Genomic DNA, 12,517 nt, shown 5'->3' with positions numbered 1-12,517 from the left:
CTGGGCGGCCTGCCGGCCCGGTTAAAGCGGATTTAACCTTGTTGGGTCATCGTCGGTCTCGAACCATTAATGAGACCGACGATGACCGGACCCAGCCGTTTCGAGTTTCCGGCGCACGTTGCCGACTCCCCCTTCCAGCGTCTGGCGGCGCTGATCGCAGACCATCAGCCGGGCGCGCAGCCGATCGACCTCGCCGTCGGCGGACCGCGCCACGCGATCCCGCCGTTCGTGGCGGAGACGATCGCGGCCCAGGCTAGCGGCTTCGGCCCCTACCCGGCGATCAAGGGCACGAAGGAGTTCCGCGCCGCTGTGGCCGGCTGGCTGGACCGTCGGTTCGCAACCGGCTCCCTCATCGATCCCATGACTTCGATCCTGCCGCTCAACGGCAGCCGGGAAGGGCTTTATTTCGCCAGCCTGGGGGCTGCAGGCTATCTCCGGAAGGAGGCCGGGCAGCAGCCGGTGGTCTTCGTTCCGAACCCCGGCTATCCGGCTTACGCGGTCGGCGCCTACGGCATTGGCGCGGAAGTGATCCCCTACGTGCCGTCCGAACCGGGCGGGGTGATGCCCGACTGGGGCGCCATCGATCCCGCCGTCCTTGATCGGACCGTCGCCGTCTTCGTCGGGTCGCCGTCGAACCCGCAGGGGGCCTGCGCCACCCGGCAGGACTGGGCGGATCTGCTCGAGCGCGCCCGCGCCCACCGGTTCATGGTCTTTGCCGACGAATGCTATTCGGAGATCTACCGCGAGGCGGCCGGGCCGCCGGCCGGGGCGCTGGACGCGGCCGCGAAGACGGGCTCGCTCGACAATCTGGTCGTCTTCAACTCCCTCTCCAAGCGCTCGTCGCTGCCCGGCCTCAGGTGCGGGTTCGCAGCCGGCGATCCGGCGTTCCTCGCCCACTGGGCGCGGCTGCGCAACGTCGCGGCGCCCCAGGTGCCGGCCCCGATGCAGGCGGTTGCCGCCGAAGCCTATCGCGACGAGGCCCACGTGGCGGAAAACCGCCGTCTCTATGACGCCAAGTTCGCCAAGGCGGAGCTGGCGCTCGGCGCGCTCTTCTCCGGCCTGACGCCGCCGGGGGGCTTCTTTCTCTGGCTCGATGTCTCCGCCTATGGCGACGATGCGGAGGTCACCCGCCGCATGTGGACCGAGGCCGGCGTTCGGTCGGTCCCCGGCTCCTATCTGGGCGCCCCCATGCCCGACGGATCGAACCCCGGGGCAGGGCGGGTCCGCCTTGCCCTGGTGCAGGACGAGACCGCGACGGAAGAGGCGGTCCGCCGTCTCGCAGACATGTTTGGAACCTGGTGATGACGATGCTGCGCGCGCTCCCCCTCGACGATTTCGCCGACAGCCCGGTCGCCGAAGCCATCGCCGGGTCGCTGGCGCGGCTGGTCGGCGCGGCGCTCGCCGCGGGCTCGCTTGCGCTTCTGGTCGCACTGGCGACGTGGTCGGTCTCCGATCCGAGCCTCAGCTACGCGGCCGCATCCCCGATCGAGAACTGGATGGGCTGGCCGGGCTCGGTGGTCGCCGACCTGATGATGCAGACGGTCGGCCTGGCCGCCCCCCTTGTCGTCGCGTTGCCACTCGCTGTTTCCGTCCGCCTGCTGCGCCGTCGCCCGCCGCTTCTGCACTGGCCCCGCTTCGCCCATGCGATCCTTGCGATCGTCGCCGCGTCGGGCGCGCTGGCGCTCCTGCCCGTCTCGGGGCACTGGCCGCTGCCGACCGGGCTGGGCGGCGTGCTCGGCGACGGGCTCGTCGCCGTGACCGCGGCGCCGCTGGGGGCAGCGTCCGGTCTGTTAGCCTTCGCATCCTTCGCCCTGTTCGCCGCGCTGTCGGCCTTCTGCGTGTTCCGGACGCTGCTGCCGCGCCCGCGCCACCGGCTGGCATCCCGCGCCGTCGGCAACGAGGGGTTTCAGATCCGGCGCGTCGAGCCGGACGCCATGACGACCACCTCCGGACGCCGCCACAAGTCCCCTTCGCGTCCCGAGACCTACGAAGCGGAGGAGGTCGAGGAGGACGAGGGCGGCAGCTTCTTCTCCGCCCTGGCAGGCTGGCTCGCCCACTGGATGCTCTCCACCCGGGCCCGCTTCAAGCGGCGGTTCGGATCGGATGCGGCACCCGCCGCACCCGGCCCCAAGCTGCGCACGGGGTCGCGGCTGCGCGACGCGCTCCTCAACGTGGCGGAGTCTGACGAGGACGATCTCCAGGTCGCAAATTACGAAGCCGAGGAGCCGGCTCCCCGGCGCCGCAGCCGCGTCGAGCCGCGTTTCGATCTCGGCGCCTGGAGCGACGAGGTCGAGGGCGCCGTGGAGGACGTCCGCGCTGCCGCCGGCGAGGGGGCGGGTCACGACCACGATGACGACGAGCGGGACGACGATCCGTTCGCGGGCTTCGACGGCGACCCCTTTGACGACGATCCCTTCGCCGACCCGGCGGACGAGCGTGAGGCGGGGGTGGCCGCCTATTCGGCAAAACGGGCGCCCGCGCCGGAGCCCCGGCAGCGCCGCAGCGAATCGGAGCCCCAGTCCGCGCCGGCCACCACGACCCGGGTGACGCCGCCGGCGGCGCCGGCCAAGGCGGGCAAGCGGATCATTCGCGAGGCGCAGCCCTCGCTGCTCAGCAATTCCGGCGAATACGAACACCCGCCGCTCAATCTCCTGGCCGCCCCGCCGGCCGGGCGTCGCGACACCAGCATGACGCCGGAGGCGCTCGAGCAGAACGCGCGGATCCTGGAAGGCGTGCTCGACGATTTCGGCGTGCGCGGCGAGATCATCAACGTCCGTCCCGGCCCGGTGGTCACGCTCTACGAACTTGAGCCGGCGCCCGGCATCAAGTCGTCCCGCGTGATCGGTCTGGCCGACGACATCGCCCGCTCCATGAGCGCGGTCTCGGCCCGCGTGGCCGTGATCTCCGGCAAGAACGCCATCGGCATCGAACTGCCGAACGAACGCCGGGACACGGTGTTCCTGCGCGAACTCCTTGCGTCGGCGGACTACGAGCGCTCCAAGGCCCGGCTGGCGCTGGCGCTCGGCAAGACCATCGGCGGCGAGTCGGTCATCACCGATCTGTCGCGGATGCCGCATCTGCTCGTCGCCGGCACCACCGGCTCGGGCAAGTCGGTCTCGGTGAACACGATGATCCTGTCGCTGCTCTACCGGATGACGCCGGAACAGTGCCGGCTGATCATGATCGATCCGAAGATGCTGGAACTGTCGGTCTATGACGGCGTGCCGCACCTGCTGACCCCGGTCGTCACCGATCCGAAGAAGGCGGTCGTGGCGCTGAAATGGGCCGTGCGCGAGATGGAGGAGCGCTATCGCAAGATGGCCAAGCTTGGCGTGCGCAACATCGACGGCTACAACAACCGGCTGGCCGAGGCCCAGAAGAAGGGCGAGGTCCTGACCCGGGTCGTGCAGACCGGCTTCGATCGCGAGAGCGGCGAGGCGATCTTCGAGGAGGAGACCCTCGAGTTCGATCCGATGCCCTACATCGTTATCATCGTCGACGAGATGGCCGACCTGATGATGGTCGCCGGCAAGGACATCGAGGGCGCCATCCAGCGTCTCGCCCAGATGGCCCGCGCCGCCGGCCTGCACCTGATCATGGCGACCCAGCGTCCGTCCGTCGACGTCATCACCGGCACGATCAAGGCGAACTTCCCGACCCGGATCTCCTTCCAGGTCACCTCCAAGATCGACAGCCGCACGATCCTCGGCGAGATGGGGGCCGAACAGCTCCTCGGCCAGGGCGACATGCTCTACATGGCCGGCGGCGGCCGCATCCAGCGCGTCCACGGCCCGTTCGTCTCCGACGAGGAGGTCGAGGAGATCGTCGCCCACCTGAAGGCCCAGGGCGTGCCGGACTATCTCGACCAGGTGACGGAGGAGGACGGCGAGACCGCGTCCGATTCCGGCTCGGGTGGTATCGACAACCTGTCGGAATCCGACGACATCTACGACAAGGCCGTGGCCATCGTGCTCCGCGATCGCAAGGCCTCCACCAGCTACATCCAGCGGCGGCTTTCGATCGGCTACAACCGGGCCGCCTCCATCATCGAGCGGATGGAGAACGAGGGTCTTGTCGGGCCGGCCAATCACGCCGGCAAGCGCGAGATCCTGGTGCCGGATCACGAAGGCGCGGAGGCATGATCCTGCCGCAACTTCGTCAAAAGCGGCACGTAAAGCACAGTCAAGAGAGCGCGTTGATTCGCGCCATGACCGATCGGGCCCGAGGCATGTTCCGGGCCCGGCACGAGGAGATCCTCACCCATGACTGGCTCCGTTAACCGCCACCCGTCCCATGGCGGCCCCGGCTTCTGGATTCGCATAGTGGCGATGCTCGCCGCCCTGGCCGGATTGACCATCGCAGCAACCGCCGCGCGCGCCGAGACGAGCCCGGACGAGGCGCTGCGCAACATCAACGCCTACTTCAACGACATCGAGACCATGCGCGGCGAGTTCGTGCAGGTCGGACCGAACGGCCAGCGCACCGACGGCCAGTTCGCCCTGAAGCGTCCGGGCAAGGTCCGCTTCTTCTACAATCCGCCCTCCCAGCTCGACATCATCGCCGACGGCACCTCTGTCGCGGTGCGCAATCGTAAGCGCGCCTCCCAGGACATCTGGCCGCTGAAGCGCACGCCGCTGCGCTTCCTTCTGTCCGACGACATCGATCTGACCACCGACGCCAAGGTGTCGCGGCTGGAGATGCGGCCGGACGTGGTCGAGATCACGATCGAGGAAGACACCGCCTTCGGCGACGGCACCCTGAAGCTGATCTTCGACCGTGGCACCAGCGAACTGAAGAAGTGGGAAGTGACCGACGCCCAGGGCCAGACGACCGAAGTCTCGATCTACAACGTCGCCCTGGACAGGCCGGTCGACCCGGACCTGTTCAAGATCGACTACACGATCATCCGCGAAGGCGTGAACAATCGCAGATAGGCGGCGCCCCGTTGCGGATCCGGGTTGGGTAGCGCGCGTCTTCGTAGCCATATGCGGGGCCGTACAGGGGCAGCGATACCCTGTGCGCGGCGGCTCAGTGTCTGCTTGTCGCGACCCGCGGCCGATGGCAAGGTTGCTCCATGATTAGCCCTCGAACGAGCCACCAGCAGGGCCACCAGCGCAAGTTCCTGGTGGTTATCGACGAGACGCCCGAGTGCGAACGGGCCGTGCTCTATGCCGCCCAGCGCGCCGAACACACCGGCGGCATGGTCGTGCTTCTCTACGTGATCTCGCCCGCCGAGTTCCAGCATTGGCTCGGCGTGGAAAGCATCATGCGTGCGGAGAAGGAAGAGGAGGCGCGGGCCACGCTCTCGCGCTTCGTGGATCGGGCGCGCGCGGTGGCCAAGGTGGACCCGGAAACCGTGATCCGGGAGGGCACCCGCTCCGAAGAGATCCGCCAGCTCATCGACGAGGATGCCGAGATCGCCATTCTGGTGCTTGCCGCCGGCACCGGATCCGACGGACCCGGACCGCTGGTCAGTTCGATCGCCTCGGCCTCCGGCGGCTTCCACATCCCGGTGACCATCGTGCCGGGCGACCTGTCCGACGAGGAGATCGCCGGCCTCGCCTGATTCTCGATCAGCGCGCGTCCGCCTCGCTGAACCGCACGGCGTGCGTCGCCGGCGCGACGGCACGCGAAGGTGCGGTGCATATTCGGGCCCGACACCACTCTGCGGGCCCTGAGTACATTGCCTGTCCGCCGGGGAGTTGCTACCTCGCTCTGGAGCTTGTCCCGTCCAGGCTGAATTCAGCTTGAACGAAAGGGACTTGCTCAACCTAATGGAACTGGAGCCGTTTCTTATCGCTCGACTGTTTCCATCCGAGCGGAAAAGGCTCTAGGTGAAACCGGGTTAACAGCGGTGCTCGACGCGGGGGCGACGAGGCTGTGGCCGAACGACCTGCCGCGGGACGCATGATGTCAGCCGTCGTGTCAGCAGGATCCAAGGAATGGATATTCCAATGGCTGATTTGAGCGAACAGCAATTTTATGTCGGCACGAACACCAAGGTCGAGAACGCCGGCGTCGAGGTCGACGGCACGGCCCGGATCGACGGAGAATTCCACGGCGAGTTGAAGGCGACCCATCTGATCATCGGCGAGAACGGGTTCGTGTCCGGCACGGTCTCCGGCGAGACCGCGGAGATCCTCGGCCGGGTCGAGGGGACCGTCTCCCTGACCGGGCAACTCACGATCCGCGCCACGGGGCTTTTGAAGGGCAAGGTCAATTACGGTTCGCTCGCGGTCGATGCGGGCGCGCGGCTGATCGGCGACCTCGCCACCGAGGAGACCCAGACCAGCGGCCGGTCCGGCGGCGCCTCGCGGACGTCCGCTCCGGCCGGCAGGACGACGTCTTCCGAGCGCAGCGACGACGACATTTACTCCTCGTCAAAGAAGACGGACGACATCTAGAAGACGATGGCATCGGTCAGGACCCGGGCTCTCGAAGTCCGGGGATCGGAGGGGTGCCAAGCGGACGACGCCGGGTCGCGCCCGCAGGGGCCGGGCCGGCGCCGGTTGCCGAGACCTGAAATCTGACGGGGGCCGCAGGGCCGGGCAATGCCCGGATCGCGCTGCGGCTTCTCTCGACGTTCGCCGCACATGAGGTGTGGACATGACGCAGCGGCGTCGCAGGGCCGTTCGCCCGGGTGCCGCCGCGCAAGCAGAGGGATGTACCTATGTCGAACGGAGGGGCCGGGTCTGAGGACGCGAAGCTTCGCTCGATCATTTGCGCGGCGCGCAGCGGCGGTCAGGGAAAGACCACCGTCGCCCAGATGATTCACGTGATCGCGCAGAAGAATGGCGCGCCCCGCCAGCTCTATTCGGCCGACTTCATGGGCAGTGGCGAGAGCTCCAAACTCGGCAAGCTCTATCCGAACCGGGTCACGGAACTGGGTATCGGAGCCACCTATGGCGAACTGAAGATCAGCGACGACCTGAACCAGTCGATCCGGTACTGGGATCGTGTCGGCGACGTCCTCGTGCGCGGCAGCGCGCTGATCGATCTCGGTGCAAACGTCATCGACCGGATGCTGGAATGGGCGGAACTGCGCCACGCCAACACGGTCCTGAAGAACCGCAATGCGCCGCCGGTCGATGTGTGCGTCGTGTGCAAGTCGACGATGCACTCCGTGGAACAGGCGGCCAGTCTCGCCAATACCCTTCTCAACGGGGACCTGCTGCCCGTCGGCAAGATCGTCATCGTCATCAACGAGGCCGACGGAAAGGTTCTCACCGAGCCGGCGCGGGCGAAGCTGCTCGCGCTCCGGGAGCATCCGAAGATCGACTTCGTGCGGCTGCCCTTCTGCGATTCAGAGGTCTGGCGCCTCACGGAGATCCAGTCGAAATCCCTCGCCGAGGCGCTGGAATGGGATCCGGACGACCTCGTCGAGAAATACGACATCGACATCTGGGAGGCCACGTCCGGGCTTGCGGAACTCAGGGCCTGGGTCGAAGTCTTCGAGAAGAAGCTGGCCGCGTCCGGGCTCGTCCCGCGCCGGCCGGGGGCGAAGACGGCCGCGAAATAGCCCGACCTGTCCGCGCGCTCTTGAATGCGGCCGACACGCACCCGATAACAGATCCAGACTGTACCCGGTCCATCAGTGCGGCCTTGAACCGCAACGGAGGCACCATGTTTATCCAGACCGAAGCCACCCCCAATCCGCAGACCCTGAAGTTCCTGCCCGGCGAGCCCGTGCTCGGCGAGGGTACGCGGGATTTCCGCTCGCCCGACGACGCGTCCGTGTCGCCGCTGGCCCAGCGCCTGTTCGCCGTTCCCGGCGTGACCGGCGTCTTCCTCGGCTCCGATTTCGTGTCGGTGACCAAGGACGACGACGACTGGCAGCACCTGAAGCCGGCCGTTCTCGGCGCGATCATGGAGCACTACCTGTCCGACGCGCCGGTCCTCCTGGAGAATTCCGGCGAGGAAAGCTCCGAGGAGTTTTACAACTCCGAGGACGAAGGCACCGTGGCCATGATCAAGGAACTCCTCGATGAGCGTGTCCGCCCGGCCGTGGCCAACGACGGTGGCGACATCACGTTCAAAGGCTTCCGCGACGGCGTCGTGTTCCTGTCGATGCGCGGCGCCTGTGCCGGCTGCCCGTCGTCCACGGCGACGCTGCGCATGGGGATCGAGAACCTGATGCGGCATTTCGTACCGGAAGTGCAGGAGGTTCGCGCCGTCGAGGCGTGACGCACGGGGCGCGATGATCGCCGCGCTCCGGCGCGTCTCTGCAGACGTTTGACCTCGGTCGCGTCTGGGATATGAGAGGTCCGGCACCCGGACCTCTCACCGCGTCTGTCGGATCGTTGCGCATGCTTTCTCTCGTTGTCGATACGGCGCTCGACGCCTGCCAGGCCGTGGTGGGAACGCCGGGGACGGTGCTCGCGTGCGAGCGGCGCGAGCCGGCCCGCGGCCAGGCCGAAGCCATCGTCGGGATGGCCGAGGCCGCGCTTGCCAGGGCCGGAGCGGGCTTCCGCGACATCGAGCGCATTGCCGTCGTCGTGGGCCCGGGCAGTTTCACCGGCGTGCGGATCGGCGTCGCCGCGGCGCGTGGGATCGGTCTCGTCACCGGCTGCCCGGTCGTCGGGCTGTCGAGCCTCGAAGCACTCGCCGCCAGTTGCCCGTCCGACGAGGCAGCGGCACGGGTGCGCGTCGCGATGGTGGACGCCCGCCATGAGGCGGTCTTCGCCCGGATCTTCGACGAAGCGCTTCAGCCGCTCTCCGACGCCCGCCATGTCCGTCTCGCGGAGCTCGCCGGGGATGTGCCGGACGATGCCGTGCTGATCGGTTCCGGCGCCCCCCTTGCGGCGGAGATCTTCGCCGCCGCCGGCCGCCGGGCAGGACCGGTGATGCCGCTGGCGGCGGCCGAGCCGGACGCGCTTGTCGCCCTGGCGCTGGCAGCGGATGTCGACACGTCGCCGCCGCGTCCGGCCTATCTCAAGGTGCCGGACGCCAAACCCGCCCGGTCGCTGGTCGGACCTGCACCGTGATCGATTTTTTCTTCGGACCTCCGCCGCGGATCGTCGACATGGCGACGTCGGATGACGTGGCCGAAATCGCCGCGATCCACGCTGCCTGCTTTTCCCAGGAGTGGACCAGCGACGAGATCGCCGCCCTTCTGTCCAAGCCCGGCGTGGAGGCGCTGGTCGCCCGGCGCGGAAGCCTGTGGTCGAGTTCGCGGCCGGTCGGCTTCGTCATCCTGCGCAGCGCCGCGGACGAAGGCGAGATCCTGACCATCGCGGTCAGACCCACCCATCGGCGGAGCGGCACCGGACACAGCCTGGTGTCCGCTGCCCTCAGGCATCTCTACAAGGCCAGGGTCACCCAGGTCTTTCTGGAGGTGGATTCGGAGAATGCGCCCGCCCTGGCGATCTATACTAAGCTTGGCTTCAAAGTGGTGGGCGAGCGGCCGTCCTACTATGCCCGGGAGGGCAAGCGGAAAGGCCTCGCGCTTGTCATGCGCTGCGATCTTGGATAATCGCGCCGGAAAGGGCTACGTATCGGTGTCACCCAGCGGCGAGGGCCGGGGCGGCACGGCGTCATGGGATGAAAGAACCGGGAGGTTGGCCGGTGGCCGGACAGGACAACCATGATGCGCTCACTCTGGAAGAGCAGTGCGTCGCCAAGGGGATGCGGATGACGGAGCAGCGCCGGGTCATCACCCGCGTGATCGAGGCGGCGAGCGATCATCCCGATGTGGAGGAACTGCACCGTCGCGCGGCCGCCGTCGATTCGCGCATCTCCATCTCCACCGTCTACCGGACCGTGAAGCTGTTCGAGGATGCCGGTATCATCGAGCGGCACGACTTTCGCGATGGCCGCGCCCGCTACGAGACCGTTCCGGACGAGCATCACGACCACCTGATCGACCTGCGCACCGGTCAGGTCGTCGAGTTCCGCCGCGAGGAGATCGAACAGTTGCAGGAGCGCATCGCGCGCGAGTTGGGCTACCGCCTGGTCGACCATCGGCTGGAACTCTACGGCGTGCCCCTCGATGATACCGAAAAGGCGCGCTGAGCAACCATGGGCGTAATCCGGGCGGTCCTGATCATCATTTCGCTGACCTGCGTGACGCTGGTCCTCATTCCGGCCCAGTACTTTGCGATGTGGCTCAAGTCGGAAAAGGTCGCCACCATCCCGCTCCTGTGGCACCGGATCACCACCCGGCTTCTCGGGATCCGGGTGCTGGAGCGGGGGGCACCGACCCCGGACCGGCCGCTGCTCGTTGCCGCCAACCACGTGTCCTGGCTCGACATCACGGTCCTGGGATCGCTGATGCCGTTGTCCTTCATTGCCAAGGCGGAGGTCGCCGGCTGGCCGGTGTTCGGCCTTTTCGCCAAGCTCCAGCGCACGGTGTTCGTCGACCGCACCCGGCGGCATGCCACCGGCGCCGTCGCCGGCAAGATCGCCGAGCGGCTCAAGCACGGCGACGTGATGGTCCTGTTCGCCGAGGGTACGTCCTCCAGCGGAACCTTCGTTCTGCCTTTCCGCACGGCGCTGCTGGGGGCTGCGAAGGAGGCGGTTGCGGAGGAGGGCGAACGGATCTGGGTGCAGCCGCTCGCCATCGCCTACACCCGCCTCTACGGCATTCCCCTCGGCCGGTACCGCCGTCCGCTCGTCGCCTGGTACGGGGACATGGACATGGCGCCGCATCTCTGGCGTATCCTCAAGAAGGGGCCGATCGACGTCGAGATCACCTGGGGCGAGGCGGTGGCCTTCGGCCCCGGTACCGATCGCAAGGAGATCGCACGCAAGGCGGAGGAAATCGTCCGCCGCTCGACGGTTCGCGCGCTCACCGGGCGCGCCGACGAGGTGGCGGCAACCGGCGGCTGACGGCACGGCTGCGGGCGGGTCGGCCGTCGCTGCGGACGTCTTGCTTTTGACCGCGTTTGCGGGGACCGTCGCTGGCATGGCTTGGACGCGCGCCACACCCAAACAGGATCCGGAATTGACGTGGCGTCGCGCCCGGCGGCGCCTCTATGCCGTGATCGGCGCGCTGGCCGTCGCAGGCTTCGCCGTCCTCACCTGGCTCGACTTCATCGGGTCGCTTCACGACTACATCACGCCGGCAGGGCCGCTCGCCCATTTCGTCAATCTGTTCATCGTGGCGACCGTCGCGCTGGTGGCGGTGCTCGCGGTCTACTCGCGCGATCTGAATCGGGAGATCGTCCGCCGCCGGGAAGCGGAAGGCACCGCCGTCCAACTCGCCCTCTACGACCCGCTGACCGGGCTGCCGAACCGGCGCAATTTCGTGCAGACCTTCGATCAGTGGCTGGACGTGGCGATGAAGGAGCGGTCGCGGCTGGCCCTTGTCGTCTTCGACGTCGACCGGTTTCGGGTGGTCAACGACCTCCATGGCCACTCGGGCGGCGACCGTGTCCTGCAGGTGGTTGCCAGGCGCCTGACCAAGGTCGTCCGTCCGCCCCAGTTCGTGGCCCGCCTTGGCGCCGACGAGTTCGGCATCCTGATCGCCGGAGGCGATGAATCCCAGCTCCTGCGGCTCATCCGGCGCCTCCTGAGCGAGGTGCGCGCGCCGATCGATCTCGGCGATGGCGACATCCGGGTGACGGGAAGCATCGGCGTGGCGCTCGCCCCGCAGGACGGCACCCAGCGGGAAGTGCTCATGCAGCGGGCGGACCTGTCGATCGACCGGGCCAAGAAACGCGGGCGCAACAGCTACGCCGCCTTCGATGCCGTGGTCGACACGGAAGCCCGCCACCGGCTGACCCTGGAAGCGGAGCTGCCCCGGGCTCTGAGCGACGGCGAGATCGTCCCCTATTTTCAGCCCTTCGTGGAGCTCGCCAGCGGCGAGGTCGTCGGGTTCGAGGTTCTGGCGCGGTGGAACCACCCTGAGCACGGCCTGATCGCGGGCGAGGAACTGGTCGCCGTGGCTGACGATGCCGGGCTGATTGGGCGCCTGTTCGCCCATATCCTCGAAGAGGCCAGCACGGTGGCGATGGAGTGGCCGGATCCGGTGCAGATCGCGGTCAACGCGTCCCCGACCCAGCTCGGCGAGCGGGCCATGATCGGCATCGTGCTGGAGTCGCTCGAGCGGACCGGGCTCCCCGCCTCGCGGCTGGAGATCGAGATCACCGAGGACGCCCTCGTTCAGGACTTTCCGCTGGCCCTGGAGATCGTCTCGGCCCTCAAGGAGGTCGGGATCCGCATCTCGCTCGACGATTTCGGCACCGGCTATTCCAGCCTGCGGCATCTGCACGAGATCCCCATCGACAAGATCAAGATCGACCGCTCCTTCGTCGTCCAGCGCCGCACCGGACAGGCGGCCGCCACCGTGGTCGATCTCGTCATCGTCTTGGGGCACAGCCTGGGGCTGACGGTCACCGCGGAGGGGATCGAAACCCTCGACGACGCGCTCTGGCTGAAGGAAAGGGGCTGCGATCTCGGTCAGGGATACCTATTTTCCGAGCCGGTGCCGGCAGCCGACGTGCCGGATCTCCTGAAGGGTGCGAAGACGCCGCGGCGCGGAGCGATCATCTGAGCGCGCGGCAACCGATCCGGATCG

The 12,517-nt window shown here is 67.9% G+C and carries 12 protein-coding genes; all 12 read left to right on the top strand.

Translation table 11 applies throughout. The features are described 5' to 3' along the window. The first annotated feature begins 81 nt into the window (after positions 1-81). The 12 genes from J2S73_RS17495 to J2S73_RS17440 all read left to right on the top strand — a co-directional run bounded on the left by J2S73_RS17495 (position 82) and on the right by J2S73_RS17440 (position 12,493). The gene (locus J2S73_RS17495; RefSeq protein WP_306886937.1) at positions 82-1,302 is read left to right on the top strand and encodes an aminotransferase class I/II-fold pyridoxal phosphate-dependent enzyme; all 1,221 of its coding nucleotides are present in this window, start codon (positions 82-84) and stop codon (positions 1,300-1,302) included. Then, a complete protein-coding gene (locus J2S73_RS17490) occupies positions 1,302-4,142 on the top strand; it encodes an FtsK/SpoIIIE family DNA translocase (RefSeq protein WP_306886936.1) in 2,841 nt (946 codons plus the stop codon). Before J2S73_RS17495 ends, J2S73_RS17490 begins: the two co-directional genes overlap by 1 nt. 120 nt (positions 4,143-4,262) lie before the next feature. After that, on the top strand, positions 4,263-4,934 hold the full coding sequence (locus tag J2S73_RS17485; protein ID WP_306886935.1) for a LolA family protein: 672 nt from the start codon (positions 4,263-4,265) through the stop codon (positions 4,932-4,934). 140 nt (positions 4,935-5,074) lie between these two features. Continuing rightward, positions 5,075-5,566, top strand: a complete 492-nt coding sequence (locus J2S73_RS17480; RefSeq protein ID WP_306886934.1) for a universal stress protein — start codon at positions 5,075-5,077, stop codon at positions 5,564-5,566. Between the two features lie 388 nt (positions 5,567-5,954). Continuing rightward, positions 5,955-6,404, top strand: coding sequence for a bactofilin family protein (locus J2S73_RS17475; RefSeq protein WP_306886933.1), 450 nt, complete (start codon positions 5,955-5,957; stop codon positions 6,402-6,404). Positions 6,405-6,670: 266 nt separating this feature from the next. Then, positions 6,671-7,519: a hypothetical protein gene (locus J2S73_RS17470; RefSeq protein WP_306886932.1), complete on the top strand. Its 849-nt coding sequence runs from the start codon at positions 6,671-6,673 to the stop codon at positions 7,517-7,519. Between the two features lie 104 nt (positions 7,520-7,623). Then, positions 7,624-8,184, top strand: a complete 561-nt coding sequence (locus J2S73_RS17465; RefSeq protein WP_306886931.1) for a NifU family protein — start codon at positions 7,624-7,626, stop codon at positions 8,182-8,184. A 122-nt stretch (positions 8,185-8,306) separates the two neighbouring features. Continuing rightward, on the top strand, positions 8,307-8,984 hold the full coding sequence (gene tsaB / locus J2S73_RS17460; protein ID WP_306886930.1) for a tRNA (adenosine(37)-N6)-threonylcarbamoyltransferase complex dimerization subunit type 1 TsaB: 678 nt from the start codon (positions 8,307-8,309) through the stop codon (positions 8,982-8,984). 38 nt (positions 8,985-9,022) lie between these two features. Then, entirely contained in the window at positions 9,023-9,472 is a 450-nt protein-coding gene (locus tag J2S73_RS17455) for a GNAT family N-acetyltransferase (protein WP_306886929.1), read from the top strand. A gap of 158 nt (positions 9,473-9,630) precedes the next feature. After that, positions 9,631-10,011: a Fur family transcriptional regulator gene (locus J2S73_RS17450; protein ID WP_306887193.1), complete on the top strand. Its 381-nt coding sequence runs from the start codon at positions 9,631-9,633 to the stop codon at positions 10,009-10,011. 6 nt (positions 10,012-10,017) lie between these two features. Beyond that, on the top strand, positions 10,018-10,827 hold the full coding sequence (gene olsA, locus J2S73_RS17445) for a lyso-ornithine lipid O-acyltransferase (RefSeq protein ID WP_306886928.1): 810 nt from the start codon (positions 10,018-10,020) through the stop codon (positions 10,825-10,827). A 115-nt stretch (positions 10,828-10,942) separates the two neighbouring features. Beyond that, positions 10,943-12,493, top strand: a complete 1,551-nt coding sequence (locus J2S73_RS17440) for a putative bifunctional diguanylate cyclase/phosphodiesterase (RefSeq protein ID WP_306886927.1) — start codon at positions 10,943-10,945, stop codon at positions 12,491-12,493. Positions 12,494-12,517 lie beyond the last annotated feature (24 nt).

This window comes from Amorphus orientalis (assembly GCF_030814015.1).
Taxonomy (GTDB): Bacteria; Pseudomonadota; Alphaproteobacteria; order Rhizobiales; family Amorphaceae; genus Amorphus; species Amorphus orientalis.
The sequence above is the reverse complement of the archived record's forward strand: the minus strand, read 5'-3'. Positions and strand labels throughout refer to the sequence as shown.